The organism is Pseudomonas sp. BAV 4579, from assembly GCF_009765395.1.
Taxonomy (GTDB): Bacteria; Pseudomonadota; Gammaproteobacteria; order Pseudomonadales; family Pseudomonadaceae; genus Chryseomonas; species Chryseomonas aestiva.
Genome location: NZ_WHOV01000109.1, coordinates 1 through 16,993, shown reverse-complemented (window position 1 = coordinate 16,993; position 16,993 = coordinate 1). Strand labels below are relative to the sequence as shown.

The 16,993-nt window shown below is 64.2% G+C and carries 16 protein-coding genes and 1 pseudogene; 16 read left to right on the top strand and 1 reads right to left on the bottom strand.

Translation table 11 applies throughout. The features are described 5' to 3' along the window. Window positions 1-5 precede the first annotated feature (5 nt). The 16 genes and pseudogenes from GSQ95_RS19625 (at window position 6) to GSQ95_RS26205 (ending at window position 15,954) form a co-directional block, all read left to right on the top strand. Entirely contained in the window at window positions 6-947 is a 942-nt protein-coding gene (locus tag GSQ95_RS19625; RefSeq protein ID WP_158890396.1) for an aminoglycoside phosphotransferase family protein, read from the top strand. 5 nt (window positions 948-952) lie between these two features. After that, window positions 953-1,888: a choline kinase family protein gene (locus tag GSQ95_RS19620; RefSeq protein ID WP_158890398.1), complete on the top strand. Its 936-nt coding sequence runs from the start codon at window positions 953-955 to the stop codon at window positions 1,886-1,888. A gap of 226 nt (window positions 1,889-2,114) precedes the next feature. After that, complete coding sequence (locus tag GSQ95_RS19615) at window positions 2,115-2,360, top strand: hypothetical protein (RefSeq protein ID WP_158890400.1); 246 nt, start codon at window positions 2,115-2,117, stop codon at window positions 2,358-2,360. Beyond that, window positions 2,357-3,895 (top strand): sodium:solute symporter, encoded by a 1,539-nt coding sequence (locus GSQ95_RS19610; RefSeq protein WP_158890402.1) that lies wholly within the window; start codon window positions 2,357-2,359, stop codon window positions 3,893-3,895. The genes GSQ95_RS19615 and GSQ95_RS19610 overlap by 4 nt, the downstream gene beginning before the upstream one ends. 65 nt (window positions 3,896-3,960) lie before the next feature. Beyond that, complete coding sequence (locus tag GSQ95_RS19605; RefSeq protein WP_158890404.1) at window positions 3,961-4,620, top strand: HAD family phosphatase; 660 nt, start codon at window positions 3,961-3,963, stop codon at window positions 4,618-4,620. A gap of 223 nt (window positions 4,621-4,843) precedes the next feature. Further along, window positions 4,844-6,669 (top strand): annotated as a pseudogene (atzF, locus tag GSQ95_RS19600) (allophanate hydrolase). A gap of 26 nt (window positions 6,670-6,695) precedes the next feature. After that, window positions 6,696-7,805 (top strand): BMP family ABC transporter substrate-binding protein, encoded by a 1,110-nt coding sequence (locus GSQ95_RS19595; RefSeq protein WP_158890406.1) that lies wholly within the window; start codon window positions 6,696-6,698, stop codon window positions 7,803-7,805. Between the two features lie 7 nt (window positions 7,806-7,812). Beyond that, the gene (locus GSQ95_RS19590; protein ID WP_158890408.1) at window positions 7,813-8,925 is read left to right on the top strand and encodes an ABC transporter permease; all 1,113 of its coding nucleotides are present in this window, start codon (window positions 7,813-7,815) and stop codon (window positions 8,923-8,925) included. Next, complete coding sequence (locus GSQ95_RS19585) at window positions 8,918-9,838, top strand: ABC transporter permease (RefSeq protein ID WP_158890410.1); 921 nt, start codon at window positions 8,918-8,920, stop codon at window positions 9,836-9,838. The genes GSQ95_RS19590 and GSQ95_RS19585 overlap by 8 nt, the downstream gene beginning before the upstream one ends. Before the next feature lie 12 nt (window positions 9,839-9,850). After that, the gene (locus tag GSQ95_RS19580; protein ID WP_158890411.1) at window positions 9,851-10,858 is read left to right on the top strand and encodes a formamidase; all 1,008 of its coding nucleotides are present in this window, start codon (window positions 9,851-9,853) and stop codon (window positions 10,856-10,858) included. A gap of 3 nt (window positions 10,859-10,861) precedes the next feature. After that, a complete protein-coding gene (locus tag GSQ95_RS19575; RefSeq protein ID WP_158890413.1) occupies window positions 10,862-11,551 on the top strand; it encodes a cysteine hydrolase family protein in 690 nt (229 codons plus the stop codon). 3 nt (window positions 11,552-11,554) lie between these two features. Then, on the top strand, window positions 11,555-13,087 hold the full coding sequence (locus GSQ95_RS19570) for an ABC transporter ATP-binding protein (protein ID WP_158890415.1): 1,533 nt from the start codon (window positions 11,555-11,557) through the stop codon (window positions 13,085-13,087). Next, on the top strand, window positions 13,084-13,758 hold the full coding sequence (locus GSQ95_RS19565; protein ID WP_158890417.1) for a cysteine hydrolase family protein: 675 nt from the start codon (window positions 13,084-13,086) through the stop codon (window positions 13,756-13,758). Before GSQ95_RS19570 ends, GSQ95_RS19565 begins: the two co-directional genes overlap by 4 nt. Beyond that, window positions 13,755-14,162, top strand: a complete 408-nt coding sequence (gene hpxZ, locus GSQ95_RS19560) for an oxalurate catabolism protein HpxZ (protein WP_158890419.1) — start codon at window positions 13,755-13,757, stop codon at window positions 14,160-14,162. Before GSQ95_RS19565 ends, hpxZ begins: the two co-directional genes overlap by 4 nt. A 3-nt stretch (window positions 14,163-14,165) precedes the next feature. Continuing rightward, a complete protein-coding gene (locus GSQ95_RS19555) occupies window positions 14,166-14,870 on the top strand; it encodes a GntR family transcriptional regulator (RefSeq protein WP_158890421.1) in 705 nt (234 codons plus the stop codon). Window positions 14,871-15,459: 589 nt separating this feature from the next. Beyond that, window positions 15,460-15,954, top strand: a complete 495-nt coding sequence (locus tag GSQ95_RS26205) for a HipA domain-containing protein (RefSeq protein ID WP_178118372.1) — start codon at window positions 15,460-15,462, stop codon at window positions 15,952-15,954. Between the two features lie 294 nt (window positions 15,955-16,248). On the opposite strand, the gene GSQ95_RS19545 is transcribed toward GSQ95_RS26205, so the two are convergent. After that, entirely contained in the window at window positions 16,249-16,830 is a 582-nt protein-coding gene (locus tag GSQ95_RS19545; RefSeq protein ID WP_158890424.1) for a hypothetical protein, read from the bottom strand. Window positions 16,831-16,993: the final 163 nt, after the last annotated feature.

Here is a 16,993-nt window from a genome sequence, read left to right as displayed (position 1 = left end):
CCGCCATGACGTCCACCCCCGAATTCAAACGTTTGCAAGACGCGCTGACCGCAGCCGGGCTGACTGACCTGCAGCTCTCGCCGGGTACCCCGGGCGTGGCCTCGCCAACCCGCCTGGCCTGTGAATGGGCGGGGTTCCAGGTGCACAGCGACCAGGGCGCTTTCTATGCCAAGGTACTGTACGACGACATGCGGCCAGTCATCGATTTCGCCCAGAGCGTCGAGGCAACCCGTTGCGCGGCGGCGGCCGGGGTCACGCCGGCGGTGCTGCTGGCGGATGCCGACCATGGCGTCATGCTGCTCGAGCGCCTGGCGCCAGAGGACTGGCATTGGGCGCGCCTCGACCGGCTGCAGCCGGAGCTCAGCCTGGAGGCGCTCTGGCGGCTCAAGCGAGCGGTGCAGGAGGGGCCGGCACCGGCCTTCGAGCGTTCACCCTGGGCCGATATCGAAAAGCTTCGCACGCTCTGCCGACAGCAGTCGGTGGCCTTGCCCGCTGACCATGCCTGGATCGATGACTGCGTCGACCAGGCGTGGGACGCCCTGCGATGGCATCCCAGCGAGGCGCGCCCGCTCCACGGCGATGGCCTCGCCGGCAATGTGATGGTCAATGCTGCAGGCGAATTTCAGCTGCTGGATTTTGATCGGGGCGGTTGCTTCGATCCCTGGTACGACGTTGCCGTCACCCTCAACGAGCTCTATCCCTTCGAGCCGCAATGGCGCGCCGGTATTGCCCGCTGGAGCGCGACGGCGAGCGACGCGGACTACGCCCGCTGCCGCCTCTACGGTCTGCTCGATGACTGGTACTGGACGCTGTGGGGCCTTTGGGCCGGCGTCGCCTCGACGCGGCCGCTGGAGTTCTCCAAGGTTGGCCAGTGGACCCTGTTGCGCTGCCGGATGACGATTCAGGAGTCACGCTTCGAAAGCTGGCTCCGTCAGGTAGGAGGATAGGCGAGATGAAACGACTAGGCGAAGCCAGTACCCAGGCGGAACAGCAGCTCGAACAGGCGATTCTCAGTCATGCACCCTGGGCCGGCTGCGCAGTCCACTACGCCCCGGTCAGCGGCGGCATTTCCAACACCAATTGGCGGGTCCAGATCGAGGGCGCGCCCAAGGCGTTCTTCCTCAAAGTGCCGGGGCAGGGCACAGAACTCTTCATCGACCGGCGCACCGCCCACGATGCCAGCCTCAAGGCGGCGGCCACTGGTTATGGCGCTCCGGTGGTAGCCTTTCTCGAAGCGCATGGCGTGGAGGTCTTCGAGTTCATGGAGGGCTGGCGCGCCTCCTCCAATCGCGACTTTCTCGACCGAGACGTCCGCCACCGGGCACTGCACGCACTCAAGGCCTTCAACGACCAGCCGCTGCTGATCCAGACCAAGACCGCTTTCGACATGATCGAAGAGCACCAGCGCCAGGTGCATGAACTGGGCGGGCAGTGGCCCGATGACCATGCCTGGCTCGACCGCCAATACCGCCGCGCCCGGCAGGCACTGGAGGCGTCGGGTATCGATCTGGCGCCCTGTATGAATGACACCCTGGCCGGTAATTTCATGCTCAACGCCGCCGTCGAAGTGCGGCTGGTGGACTTCGAATACGCCTCCAACAACGATCGCCACTATGAGCTGGCGCTCTGGTTTGGCGAGATGTTCTTCGCCCCGGACATGGAGCTGGCACTAGTCGAGGACTACTTCGGCGCGGTGACCACTCAGACCCTGGCGCGGGTGTACGTCAACAAGGCCCTGGCGGATCTCAAATGGTCCACCTGGGCCATGGTGCAGCACGCCGTCTCGCAGATCGACTTCGACTTCTACAAGTATGGCGCGCTCAAGCACCACCGCGCTCGTAGTGTCATCCACGATTCCCGCTGGGAGACCTGGCTCAGGCAGGTCTGACGAGTTCCCGAGCCACTTCGCAGAAGGTGGCCGACAACGATAGGAAACACTGGCGTACGCCAGGGGATGAGTCGCTCATCCTCCTAGAGCGCCCCTCGACTGCCTCGCGAAGCCCCTCTCGATCAACCGTCGGTCTGCCACAGGAGCCAGCCCTCGTGAACAGTCTCTTCTTCTATCGTCCAGTCTCTGCAACGGTAAACCACTGCTTGCGCAAGGAGGTGTCGGCATGACCTCCGCCAGTCCTATCTCGCTCAAGACCTGCGGTTTCGGTCTGTACTTCTTCGCCCTGCTGCTAATGGCGGTGTTCCCGCCGTTCTACCTCAGCGTGAGTGGCCGCACCCAACTGGTGCTGGGCGTTCCCTTGCCGATCTTCTACTGGATCCTCATCGCCGTGCTCCTGGGCGTCGGTGTGACAGCGCTCTATCTCGTCGAATCCGCCAATGGCGACATCCCCGAGGACACTCAGCCATGATCCCTTCCGGCAGCACCTTCGACATGCTCATCAGCTTCGGCGTAATCGGCCTGTTCCTGGCCGGGATGATCGCCGTGCTCTATCTCACCAACAAGCAGAGCCATGACTTCGCCGACTATGCCGTCGGCGGTCGCTCCTATGGGCCCTGGTACATCGCCATGTGCTACACCAACTCCTGGTGGCCAGGGGCGACCTTCACGGCGTTCTTCTCGCTGTCGGTGGGCGGTGCCCTCGGGTTCTACGGCATGGTCTATTCGACCCTCGGCGTGACCGCCATGTACCTCATGGCCAATCGCGCCTGGACGTGGGGCCAGAGATTTAATCTAACCACTCAGCCCGACCTGCTGGGCATGAGATTCGACAGCCCGGCAGTCAAGCGGCTCGCCTCCATCATCGGCATCATCTCGGTGTTTCCGTGGGTGGTGATGGGGATCCAGGCGCTGGCCATGCTGTTCCAGTTCGCCAGCTTCGGCAGCTGGGGCATTACCGCCTGCTTGACCGCCGGCGTGCTGGTGGTGCTGATCCGGCAATACTGGACGGTAAGCATGGGCATGCGCGGCCTGATCATGACCGACATGTACCAGGGCCTGATCGCCTACGTCCTGGCTGCGGCGCTCTGTATCTTCCTGCTTGGGGGCAGTGAAAACGCCTCCTTTGCCAACCTGGCCGAACTACCGGCCAAGATGCTGCTGATTCCCGGTGATACCGGCACCGGCTATGGCGCCTGGTACATGTTCAGCCTGATCTTCACCGGGGTCATCGGCTCCATGTGCTGGCCCATGAGCTTCCAGCGCATCTACACCGCCAGAGGCGTCCGCTCCGTGAAGAAGGGTACGGTCTACACCATCCTGCTGGTGGGCGGTTTTTACGGCATCCTGATGCTGTTCGCCGCTGCGGTCAGCCAGGACCCGAACGTGGCGGCCCACGCGCAGCAGGGCTGGTTCCTGTCGCTGTTCGATATTGGCGGGCCGTGGTTGCTGGCGCTGGCCATCGCCATCGTCCTGGCCGCGAGTATCGGTCATGTCGACGGCTGTGTGCAGGTCTGCGGTGTGCAGTTCGCCAATGATCTCGCGACCTGGACCACGCCCCGGACCGACCGCCAACTCACGGCGCTGGCCAAGGGTGGAATGATCGTCTTCATTGCCGCCGCGGCCGTGGTGGCCTACCTGACCTTCAACTACGCGCGCTTGCAGCTGCTGGCTCAGATTTCCTACCAGGGGATCATCCAGCTGGCCGTGCCGCTGTTCTTCGGCATCTTCACCCGCTGGGGCAACAAGCAGGGCGCCATTCTGGGAATGCTCACCGGCATTCTGGTCGCCATCGTCCTGACGGTGATTTACCCGGACGACATCGCTGCGCTGGGTTCGCTCACCAGCGGGATCGTTGGCGTGATCTTCAACGCCCTGGTGTTCGTGGGTTGCGCCCTGGCGATCAAGCCCAGCGAGGCGGAAGGCCGGCGGGTCGCCGAATTGTTCGACCTGGGCCTGGCCCCGCGTTTGGCCTCCAAAGGCGCGGTGGCGCCGGCAATGGGCTAAGCCGTTCCTTTCGGCCGCCAGCGCTTGGTTGGCGGCCGCGTCTCTTCACACGTTGGAAACTTCCTATGGCTCTTGCTTTGTTTGACCTCGACGAAACCCTCATCCACGGTGATTGCGCCAGCCTCTGGAGTGCGTGGATGGCACGCATCGGCTGGGTGGACGCCGAGGACTTCCTGCGCCGCGACCAGGCGCTTATGGCCCTTTACAGCCGGGGGCAACTGGCCATGGAAGACTACATGGCGTTCAGCCTCGAGCCGCTGGTTGGCCGGACGCCCGAGGAGGTGGCCGAGGTGGTGCGCAGTTACCTTGACACTGTCATCGCACCGCGTTTCTATCCCGACTCCCGCAGCACCGTGGAGGCGCATCGCCAGGCGGGTGACCGTCTGCTGGTGATCTCGGCATCGGCATCCTTCCTAGTCAAGCCCATCGCGGCCTGCCTCGGTATCGAAGAGGTGCTGGCAATAGACCTGGAGGTCGTCGCGGGTCGCTATACGGGTCGCACTTCGGGCGTGCTCACCTACCGTGAGGGCAAAGTGATTCGTCTCGAGCACTGGCTGGAAGAACATCACGAGTCCCTGGCGGGCGCCAGTTTCTATTCCGACTCCCGTAATGACCTACCCCTGTTAAGCAAGGTTGAGCACCCGGTGGCGGTCAATCCCGACGAGGTCCTGCTGGCTCAGGCCCAGGCCGCGGGATGGAAGGTGCTCGACTGGCGGCTGGCATGACCGATCAGGCGACTCCTTGCGAAGCCAACCAAAGCGGTGCGTGCACCTACCGACTGCACGCTACCGGTGCACAGGGCGTTCATCTGAAACTCACCTCAGTGCGTTTCAGCCGTGAGTGAAGGCTCAGAGGCAAGGGATAGAGGGCACTCATAGTCCTGAGGCGTAGGTTTGGCACAGAGCGTGCAATTCTTGAATTCACACTTGTATACAAGAACGAATGCTCATGAAGCCGTACCCCATCAGCACCTTGACACAGCGCTACTTTGCAGGGGACCTGACGCCCAGTCAGACCGTACAAACGTTGCTCGAGACGCTGGAGCTCAGTGATCGACCAGAGGTGTGGATTCACCGTCTGCCGCAGGAGGCCTTGCAGGCTCGGGCTCGGGCTCGGGAGCTAGAGCAGCGCGCCACCGAACTCGGCGGCGCGCTGCAGGAGCGGTTTCCGCTCTATGGCGTTCCCTTCGCGGTCAAGGACAACATCGATGTCGCCGGTCTGCCCACCACGGTGGCCTGTCCAGAGTTCGCCTACGTGGCCCAGGAAAACGCCTACATCCTCCAGCGTCTGCTGGATGCCGGCGCCATCCTGGTGGGCAAGACCAACCTCGATCAGTTCGCCACCGGGCTGGTGGGTGTCCGCTCGCCCTTTGGCGCCGTGCGCAACGCGGTCGATAAGCGCTACGTGTCCGGTGGCTCCAGCTCCGGCTCGGCGGTGGCCGTCGCCCTGGGCTATGTCGCCTTCGCCTTGGGGACGGATACGGCCGGCTCCGGGCGGGTGCCCGCCGGATTCAATGGGATCGTCGGGCTCAAGCCGAGCCTTGGGCTGTTGAGCAGCCGCGGCGTCGTGCCGGCCTGCCGGAGTGTCGATACCCTGTCCATCTTCGCCGCGGATGCCGCCAGTGCCTGGCAGGTCATGCAGGTGGCGGCCCACTACGATGCCGAGGACGCCTATGCGCGCCAACCCCTGACTCGGCCGGTGCAGCGCCGGCAGTGTAGGGTGGCGGTACCGGCGCAGCCGGAATTCTTCGGCGACGGCCAGGCCGCGCAAGCCTACGCGAAGAGCCTGGCGCGGTTGCGCCAGGATCCGAGCGTCACGATCGACGAAATACCCTATGCCGTCCTCGCCGAAGCAGCCGCACTGCTTTATCAGGGACCCAGGGTGGCCGAAAGGCGGGCGGCCTTAGGGCAGTTCTATGCTGAACGACCGGCTGCCATCCATCCCATCGTCAAAGGCATCCTGGCTGGCGCGGATCGTTTCAGCGCGGTCGAGGCCTTTAAGGCCCAATACCGGCTGCAAGCCCTTACCCGGGACGCGGAAAGACTGCTGGCAGGTTTCGACCTGCTGGTGGTGCCCACGGCGCCGTGCATGCCCACCATCGCCGAGGTCATGGCGGATCCCGTCCAGAGCAATGCGCGCCTGGGTCACTACACCAATTTCGTCAATCTGATGAACATGGCGGCCTTCGCTTTGCCAGGGGTACCCCGGGCCGATGGTCTGCCGGCAGGTATCACCCTGATCTGCCGGGCTGGTTCGGACCATTACCTGGCCGAGACGGCCGCCCGCTGGCAGTCGCTGTTCGAGGGCGAAGACCAAGGCGACGCCATCGCCCTTGCGCCTCTGGATACGGATGAGCCCCAGGTGGAAGTGGCCGTCGTCGGTGCACATCTCTGGGGCCAGCCGCTGAACTGGCAACTGCTCGAAAGCGGTGCCCGCCGCCTGTTCAGCACCACCACGAGTGACTACTACCGCCTCTATGCCGTGGCCAGAGTGACTACTACCGCCTCTATGCCGTGGCCAATACCCAGCCGGCCAAGCCTGGCCTGGTCAGGGTGGCGGAGGAGGGCGCGGCGATCGACCTCGAGGTCTGGGCCATGCCGCTGCGCCTCTTCGGCGCCTTCGTCGCCGCGATTCCCGCGCCGCTCGGCATCGGCTCGGTCGAGTTGGCCGATGGACGCTTGGTAAAGGGCTTCATCTGCGAGCCTGCCGGCCTCGATGGCGCCCAAGACATCACCCGCTTTGGGGGCTGGCGCGCCTATCGCGCCTCGCTCTGATGCCGTCACCCACCGAGGACCTTGACATGAATCCTATCGACCGTCGCAATTTCATCAAGCTGGCAGGGCTGATCGGCGCCAGTGCCGCGCTCCCGTTCAGCCTGGCCCGGGCTGCCGACAAGCCCCTCGTCGTCGGCTTCATCTACGTCGGTGCCCGCGATGATTTCGGCTACAACCAGGCCCATGCTCAGGCTGCCGCGATCATCAAGACGCTGCCTAACGTCAAGGTGATCGAAGAGGAGAATGTCCCGGAGACCGTGGCGGTGCAGAAGTCCATGGAGGCCATGATCCGCCAGGATGGCGCCACCTTGATCTTCCCCACCTCCTTCGGCTACTTCGATCCCCATGTGCTCAAGGTGGCGAAGAAGTACCCCGATGTCCGCTTCGCCCACTGCGGTGGCCTCTGGCAGGAGGGCAAGGATCCACTCAATGCCGGCAGTTTCTTCGGCTACATCGATGAGGGCCAGTACCTCAATGGCGTGGTAGCGGGCCATATGAGCCAGTCGAAGAAGCTTGGCTTCATCGCGGCCAAGCCCGTGCCCCAGGTACTGCGCAATCTCAATGCCTTCACCCTCGGTGCCCGTTCGGTGGATCCGAGCATCACCGTGACGGTGATCTTCACCGGTGACTGGTCGCTGCCGGTCAAGGAAGCCGAGGCGGCCAACAGCCTGATCGACCGTGGCTGCGACGTCCTGACCTGTCACGTGGACGGCCCCAAGGTGATCGTCGAAACCGCCGAAAAGCGCGGTGTCATGACCTGTGGCTATCACGCCAGTCAGGCCGCGCTGGCGCCCAAGGGCTATCTCACCGGTGCCGAGTGGAATTGGGAAACCCCCTATCGCGCCCATGTCGAGGCCGCGCAGGCCGGCAAGCCGATGATTAACTTCATGCGTGGTGGGCTTAAGGAAGGCTTCGTGAAGACCTCGGCCTACGGCGCAAAAGTTAGCGACGCAGCCAAGCAGGAGGCCGACGCCATCAAGGCGCAAATGCTCGCGGGCAGCTTCGTCATCTTCAAGGGCCCGATCAAGGACAACAAGGGCACGGTCGTGATCGCGGACGGTACCAGCCAGCCGCAGACCGACGTGGTGCTGGAACGTATGAACTACCTGGTCGAAGGCGTCCAGGGCCAGATCTGAGGGTGGCATGAATAGCCTCGAACACAAGCTGCAACGGCTGGCCGCTAGGGCGCTGCCCGGACTGCCCACGCTGCTCGCCGTGCTGTCCTCGGGCGCGCTGTTTTTGCTCTTCCTCGCCGTGCAGAACAAGCCGGCGCTGGCGGCGGGCGCATTGGTCTTCGAAGGCGCCTTCAGCTCTTCCTTCGCCTGGGAAAATACCCTCCAACGCGCCGCGCCCCTGATGCTGACCGCACTGTGCGTCGCGCTGCCAGCCCGGGCCGGACTGATCATCATCGGTGGGGAAGGGGCCCTGGTCCTGGGCGGTCTGGCCGCCGCGGTGCTGCCCCTGTGGCTACCCGCGTTTCCCGGGCCTTTGATGCTGGTACTGATGGGCCTGGCGGCCATGCTGGTCGGCGGCCTGTGGATCGGGCTGTCGGGCTGGATGCGGCAGAGTCGTGGCCTCAACGAGACGATCGGCAGCCTGCTGCTCTCCTACATCGGCATCGCGCTGTTCCGCCAGTTGGTCGAAGGCCCGCTGCGCGATCCGGCGAGTCTGAACAAGCCCTCGACCGTACCGCTCGAGGATACCTATATCATCGGCGCGGTAAGCGATGCCTTTGCCGTGCACTGGGGATTGGTGGCGGGCGTCATCGCCTGCCTGCTGGCCTATGTCATGTTGCGCCATAGTGTCAGCGGCTTCGCCCTGGGCATCGTCGGCGGCAACGTGCGAACCGCGCGGATGCTGGGACTTTCCGTCAATCGCCTGGTACTGATGACCTGTCTGCTCGGCGGGGCGGCGGCGGGGCTCGCCGGGATGTTCGAGGTCGCGGCGGTGCAGGGCAGTGCGAACGCGGCGCTGATCGCCGGCTATGGCACCAGCGGCATTCTGGTGGCCTTCGCCGCCCGGCATAACCCACTGGCCATCATCCTCTGCGCGACGCTGCTGGGCGGCGTCGAAGCCAGCGGCAGCCTATTGCAGCGGCGCCTGGACCTGCCCGATGCGACGACGCTGATCCTCGAGGGCATCCTGTTCACCAATCTGCTGGCCTGGGAAGCCCTGAGCCCGCGTATCACGGCCTGGCGTCTGCGGCTGTTGGCGAAGGCGGCAACCCCGGGCGGAGGCGTTCCCGAGCATGGCTAACTTCGATTGGCTGACCTTCTTCCTGGCGCTACTGGCCGGCGCGGTGCGGGTGGGTACGCCCTTTCTGTTCGTCAGTCTAGGAGAGTGCCTCACCGAGAAAGGCGGGCGCATCAACCTGGGCCTGGAGGGCATCCTAGTCGCGGGGGCCATGACCGGCTATGCCGCGTCCTACCTGTCCGGCTCACCCTGGCTGGGCGTGCTCGCGGCAGGCTGTACCGGCCTGCTGTTGGGGTTGCTGCATGGCATCGTCTGCTCGCTACCCAAGGTCAACGACATCGCCTTCGGTATCGCCATGATCCTGCTCGGAACGGGCCTTGCCTTCTTCCTCGGCAAGGCCTTCATCCAGCCGCAGGCACCCATGCTGCCGTCGTTTTCGCTGGGTCACTGGTCCGCGGATGAGCGGGTGCGCTCGGCACTGAACATCAATGTGCTGTTCTTCCTGGGTGTCGCCCTGGCCATCCTGCTGCACTGGGGGCTGCGCAGCACCCGCTGGGGCCTGATGCTGCGATTGGTCGGTGATCATGCCGAATCGGCCCAGGCCCTGGGCTATCGCCCGATCAGGGTGCGCATCTGGGCGACATCGGTCGGCGGCTTTCTCGCCGGTGTCGGTGGCGCCTACCTGTCGCTGTACTACCCGGGCAGTTGGAATGAGGGGCTTTCCAGTGGCCAGGGGTTGATGGCCGTTGCCCTGGTGATCTTCGCGCGCTGGCAACCACTGAACTGCCTGTGGGCCTCCTTGCTGTTCGGCGCGGCCGGTGCCATCGGCCCCGCTTTGCAAGCGGTGGGTATCAGCACGGGTTATTACCTGTTCGCCGCCGCGCCCTATGCCCTGACGCTGCTGGTGATGTTCGTCACCTGCCGGCCGAATCGAACCCTCACTGGTGCTCCCGGCGAGCTCAGTCTCACCCGCTAGAGGTAAAAGCTCATGTCCAGTGGTCTTGGTGGTTTGAACAAGTCGCCCAATGGCGTCGTGATCGGTCTGGCGCAGCTGTCGCTGCCGGATCCCCATACGCGCGAAGCCTTGTGGGCGCAGACCCAGAGGGTGGTGGAGATGGTCGGCAAGGCCCGGCGGGGCATGCCGAGCCTGGACCTGATCGTCTTCCCGGAATACTCGCTGCACGGGTTGTCCATGGATACCTCACCGGAGATCCTTTGCTCCCTGGAAGGGCCGGAAGTGGCGGCGCTGCGCCAGGCCTGCGTCGACCACCGCATCTGGGGTTGCTTCTCCATCATGGAGGCCAATCCTCGGGGCAATCCTTTCAACAGTGGCCTAATCGTCGACGACACCGGCGAGATCCGCCTGTACTACCGCAAGATGCATCCCTGGGTGCCGGTCGAGCCGTGGGAGCCGGGCGACCAGGGCACTCCGGTCTGTGACGGTCCACGGGGTAGTAAACTGGCACTGATCATCTGTCACGATGGCATGTTCCCGGAAATGGCACGCGAGTGTGCCTACAAGGGCGCTGAGATCATGATCCGCACGGCGGGCTACACCGCCCCGATCCGCCAGGCCTGGCAGATCACCAATCAGGCCAACGCCTTCTGCAATCTCATGCAGACCGCCAGTGTCTGCATGTGCGGATCCGATGGCACCTTCGATTCGATGGGCGAAGCCATGTTCGTTGATTTCGACGGTAGCGTGATGAACCAGGGTGGGGGTCGTGCCGACGAGATCGTCTGCTGTGAAATGCGTCCGGACCTGGTGCGTGAAGCGCGCCTGCACTGGGGGGTGGAGAACAACATCTACCAGTTCGGCCACCGCGGCTATTCCGCGGTCAAGGGTGGCGCGCAGGATTGCCCCTACACCTACATGCACGATCTGGCGGCCGGCCGCTACCGGCTGCCGTGGGAGGACCAGGTGGTCCACACCGATGGCAGCTCCTGCGGACTGCCCGCCCCGCAGCGTCTGTTCACCGCCTCCGCGCAGGAGTGATCCATGAATCCACGTCACCTTGCCTCAGCGCCTTACCCTTGGCCCTATGACGGTCGCCTCAATCCGGCCAACACCGCCCTGGTGATCATCGACATGCAGACCGACTTCTGTGGAGTCGGCGGCTATGTCGATGCCATGGGGTATGACCTGTCGCTGACCCGCGCGCCCATCGAGCCCATAAAGTCGGTGCTCGAGATCATGCGGGCCCAGGGATTTCCTATCATTCATACCCGCGAAGGCCATCGTCCCGACCTGTCCGACTTGCCGGCCAACAAGCGCTGGCGCTCGCGGAACATCGGCGCCGGCATTGGCGATGACGGTCCCTGCGGTCGCATCCTGATCCGGGGTGAGCCGGGGTGGGAGATCATCCCGGAGCTGGCGCCGCTACTGGGCGAGATCGTCATCGACAAGCCCGGCAAGGGGTCGTTCTACGCCACGGATCTTGAGCTCATCTTGCGCACCCGCGGCATCGCCAACCTGATCCTCACCGGGATCACCACGGATGTCTGTGTCCATACCACCATGCGCGAGGGCAACGACCGCGGCTTCGAATGCATCCTGCTCGAAGACTGCTGCGGCGCCACGGACCACGGCAACCACCTGGCCGCACTAAACATGGTCAAGATGCAGGGTGGGGTCTTTGGTGCGGTGGGCGACTCGTCCATGCTGCTCGCCGTGCTGGCGGGGGACTGAGCCATGCGCGCCCTGGATCTTGAGATCATCGGTGCCGGCAAGGCCTTCGGTAGCTTTTGTGCCCTGGCTGAGGTCTCCCTGAAGGTCAGGGGCGGGACCGTACACGCCCTGTTGGGCGAAAACGGGGCGGGCAAGAGCACCCTGGTCAAGGGCATCGTCGGCTATGATCCGCTCGACGAAGGCGCGATCCTGGTGAACGATCGCGAGCGACAGATCCGCACGCCGAGGGACGCCCACGCCCTCGGAATCGGCATGGTCTATCAGCACTTCACCGTGGCACCGGGGCTCAGCGTCGCGGAAAACCTGGTGCTGTCACGCGGTGACCTGGGCTGGCGTATCGATTGGCCGCGAGAGCGTGAGCGACTGGCGGCCTTCATGGCGCGCATGCCATTTCGGCTGGATCTGGAGCGCCCGGTGAGCAGCCTGGCTGCCGGTGAAAAACAGAAGCTCGAGATCCTCAAGCAGCTGTATCTGGAAAGGCACTTCATCATCCTCGATGAGCCGACCTCGGTCCTGACGCCCCAGGAGGCCGATGAGGTGCTGGGGTTGATGCAGCAGATGGCCCATCGAGGAGACATCTCGGTGCTGATGATCACCCATAAGTTTCGTGAAGTGACCGCCTTCGCCGATGACGTCACGGTCCTGCGCAAGGGCCGGCTGGTCGGTAGCACGCCCGTTGCGGACACCTCGCCCGAATTCCTGGCCAGCTGGATGATGGGCGAGGCAGGCGCCGCCGCGGCCAAGCTCGAGCGGTCCGGCGTGATCGAGGCGGCACCTCGCCTGGAGGTGGTTAAGCTGGATGTGCCAGGCGACAAGGGGACGCTGGCGGTCAGCGGGCTGTCGCTGGCCGTACGCCCCGGCGAGATCGTGGGTATCGCCGGGATTTCCGGTAACGGCCAGCGTGAGCTCACCGAGGCCCTGCTGGGGCAGCGCAAGGCCAGTGCCGGCGAGATCCGGGTGAATGGCCAGGGGTATCACGCCACCCGCCGCGAGATGCAGGACCTGCGCCTCTACAGCCTGCCGGAGGAGCCGCTGCGCAATGCCTGCATCGCCAGCCTGAGCGTGGCGGAGAACCTGGCCTTGCGCAATTTCGACCAGGCACCGCTGTGCCGCCAGGGCTGGCGCCTTGATCGCCGAGCCATCCGTACTCATGCGCGCGACCTCATCGCGCGCTTCCAGGTGACGCCGGCCGATCCGGAGCGGCCCATCGGTACCCTATCGGGGGGGAACGTCCAGCGTGCCGTCCTGGCGCGGGAGTTGACCGAGGGGGTCGCGGTACTGATCGTCTCTAATCCGGTGTTCGGACTGGACTTCGCGTCGGCGGCGCTCATTCACCAACGGATCGTCGCGGCCAGGAATGCCGGTGCGGCGGTGCTGCTGTTGAGCGAAGACCTGGATGAACTGCTGGAACTGGCCGACCGCATCTTGGTGATGCATGATGGCCATATCGGCTTCGAGACCGCCATCGCCCAGGCCGACCGGGCCGTGCTGGGTCACTACATGGCGGGCGGTGAGACGCAGGCGGAGGCCGTATGATCCAGGTGAGCGCCCGTCCCGACGCCTTCGCCTTCAAGCCGGCCAGTACGGCGCTCGTGGTGATCGACATGCAGCGGGATTTCATCGAGCCGGGCGGCTTCGGCGCGGCGCTGGGCAACGATGTGACGCCGCTTAAAGCCATCATCCCGGCCGTGCAGCGGCTGCTGGCGTTGGCCCGTCAGCACCGCTTGCGGGTGATCCATACCCGCGAATCCCACCTTCCCGACCTGTCCGATTGTCCCCCTGCTAAACACGCCCACGGACTGCCCGGGATGCGTGTCGGCGACCCCGGGCCGATGGGGCGCATCCTGGTTCGTGGCGAACCCGGCAACCAGCTCCTCGCCGAGGTCGCCCCGATAGAGGGCGAGTGGGTGATCGACAAACCGGGCAAGGGCATGTTCCATGCGACCGGTCTGCACGAGCGACTGCAAGCCGAGGGCGTCAGCCACCTGGTGTTCGCCGGCGTCACCACTGAGGTCTGCGTGCAGACCAGCATGCGGGAAGCCAATGACCGCGGCTACCGTTGTCTGCTGATCGAGGAGGCCACGGAGAGCTATTTCCCGGCGTTCAAACGCGCGACACTGGACATGATCGTCGCCCAGGGCGGCATCGTCGGCCGGACGGCCTCTTTGGCGGCCCTGGAAGCCGCTCTGCACAAGGACCTGCCATGACATCGGTTTCCGCAATCAATCTTCCCGAGGTAGTGGCCGCGGTAACGGCGGCCTTTCGCGATTACGAGCGGGCGCTGATCGCCAACGAGCTGGAAACGCTCGACGGGTACTTCTGGTCGTCGCCCCACACGGTGCGCTTCGGGGTGGCGGAAAATCTCTATGGCAGCGAGGCCATCGCCGCGTATCGACGGCTCTGCCAACTGGTCGGGGCGGGCAGACGTCTGCACCACACGGTAGTCACCACCTTCGGCGAGGACTGCGCCACCGTCAGCACCGAATTCAGCGATGGCGTTACCGCACGGGTCGGACGCCAGATGCAGACCTGGCTGTGTCTGGAAGGGGAGTGGAAGGTCGTCGCCGCCCACGTCAGTATCGACCTGGACACCTTGGACGCCCGGGGATAACCCATGACCCAGTTTCAGACCAACGCCCTGGGCGAGCAGATCTACCTGAGAATCAAGCAGGAGATCTTCGATTTCTATCTGCTGCCCCATGACCGCTTCACCGAGACGCAGATCGCCGAGCGCTACCAGGTGTCCCGAACGCCGGTACGCGACGCCCTGTACCGCCTGCAGCGTGAGGGCTATCTGGAGGTGGAGTTCCGCCGTGGCTGGATGGTCAAGCCCCTCGACTTCGCCCGTATCGACGAGCTCTACGACCTGCGCATTGTGCTCGAATCCGCCGCCGTAGATCGGCTGTGTGGGCTGGTCGACCTGCCGGAAATGCTGGAAGCCCTTTGCCAGGTTTGGATCGTGTCGCAGGACCAGCGCCATACCGACATGCAGACGGTCGCCGAACTGGACGAAGTCTTTCACAGCGGGCTGGTAGCCGCCACGGGCAACCGGGAAATGCTGCGGGTGCATCGCGAGGTGACGGAGCACATTCGCATCGTCCGACGCCTGGACTTCTCCCAGCGTGCTCGCATCGAGGAGACCTACAACGAGCACGTGAGCATCCTTAAGGCACTACGCCTGCGCAAGCGCGATGACACGCTACTGATGCTGAGGGCCCATATCGAGCAGAGCAAGATTGAGGTCCGTAAGCTCAGCCTCTCGAGGCTGTCCGAGGCGCGCCGCCGGTTTGAGCGTCCGCCGGCGGCCTCCGATGCGTGATGGCCGCACGTGCTCCTCTCCGACTTCGGCCAGCATCGCATCGCACATCGTCCGAGTAGCTCAAAACGAACACGTGAGTGCTTAAGCGCGTAAGTGCTTACGTACGCACATGGCTATTCAAGGTTGTTTCGCCTTGCACGGGTTACTGAGGTGATTTGCTTCAAACCCGTTGTTATTGGTGGGGCGGCTGGCTTCGCGGTGTCTCAGAGCGCGGCAACGCGTTTTAACCGCTTTCGATGCGCCATCACGAAAGCTCAGCCGTGCACTGCAAGAATAGATAGTAGGAACGACCCTGCCGCCAGGCAGAGCGTTTACCTTTGCTCTCGGTGCCGATTGCGTTTCGGCGAGACCAGGTCATCCATCAGGACCCCGACTTCCTTGATTTCGCCTATCAATAAGGAGCGCCGATAGAAAGCGCCACCGGCGGCGACGCGCCAAAGCTCCTGCTGGCCGGGAGTAATCAAGGTGAGCTTTACCTGGACGGCACCGTTGACGACGACTTGGCAGCTCGGCACTGGCTCGTCAAATTCCCCGCGATCAGGGTCGGGCTGTTGATCAGGACGTGCTTCGTAGCGAGTAACTCTACTACCTGGCACTCGATAGCCTCGGCCTGGAGACGATCCCCGTTGACGGGGTCATGCTCGAGGAAGGTAGGCAGCCGAGCCTATGGTTGCCGCGCTTAGATCGCCGACCCGGTGCCGCAGGTCTTGAGCGGGTCGCTGTCGAGTCGATCTATTCGTTGACGGATACGCTGGTGCCCGGGAGCTACCTGGGGCACCTAGACATAATTGAGGCCCTGGTGAGGGTGTGGCGGGCTTCTGGCCAGGAAGCCGCTATTCCAGGCCTACTCGATGAGTACCTGCTGCGAGACTTGCTCAATCAGGTGGTGGGCAACACGGACAACCACGGCCGCAACGCCGCCATCCTGCGTGACGGAGAGGGCGTACGGCTGGCGCCGATCTACGACCTGGCGCCCATGGTGATGGATGAGCAGGGTGTCACCCGGGCCACCAGATGGCCGGCGCCGGTGGAGCAGGGCGGCACCATCAACTGGCGGGAGGTCTGCCAGTTGTTGGTGGCTTAGGACGATCCGGAGAGTCTGTGGCTGGCGCTGAGGAACAACGCTGAGCGAATGCGCGCGCTGCCTGACCTCCTGCAGCCGGTGCTGCCGACCAGCGCCTGGGAGCACCCCAGGATCCCGCTGCGGTGGCTAGATGGTTGCCTGCAGAAAGCAGATTTGCGATAGCGAGGCTCGGCGCCGCGCGGTGGTAGGTGGGTGCGAGAAAGCTCGCCGGGCGCGCCGGCGAGATTGGTAACCAAGGGAAGGCTTGTGCGAGAAGGGTCTCGCTGGGGCGGGAGTAGTGGTCGGCCAGAATGGCTAGCTAGCGAACGCTGCGGCCAGTGCTCTTGCGCGAGCTGACACCTTCAGCTGTCGCAGTTCGGCGTCTTCGAGGGCCAGGGCACTGACGAGCTCGTCCGCCAGTTTGTCAGCAGTGCTCAGGTCCGCCTGGTCGAAGTCCAGCTCCAGCTCTCTGTACTTGCTGTAGGCCGTGATCTTCGAGGCGACCGCCTGTATGGAGAGGGGCCCGTATGCATCTAAATCCTCGCGGTAGAACGCGAAGTCGCCGACGGCGAGGTCACCCGCTTGGCTATGTGCACCATAGGCCTCGGCCAGGGTGCGAGCGTAGGCCGCCAACTGGTCAGCGCTGGCCGGTGTTGCCGCCTGGCCGGCGAGATCGATAAGGACTTCCGCCAGCTGCGCTGCGGTAACGAGATCTTCGGGATCAAACGGGAGCTCCTGCTGCTGCTTCATCGATCGGCCCTTCACCACGCTATCGTGGCTCAATACTTCGATGGCGCCGAAACGGGATGGCTCGTCGCGATGGAAGACCAGGCGGCCAGGTACGACGGCGGTCGGTACTGCGGCGGCGGTGGGGAAGGGGAGGATTTCGGTGTTCATGGTGAGGCTCCTGGTTGATATCTGCCATCCACCCTGGCACAGCTTTTCAGAACGCAAGGGGGCGGCTACCGAGCAGGCTTGCGTCAATTCCCGAAATTGTTGAGACGTGCTGGAAATACCAAACCGGAATCAGTCAATGACAGCAATCGACTGTGGATTCAAC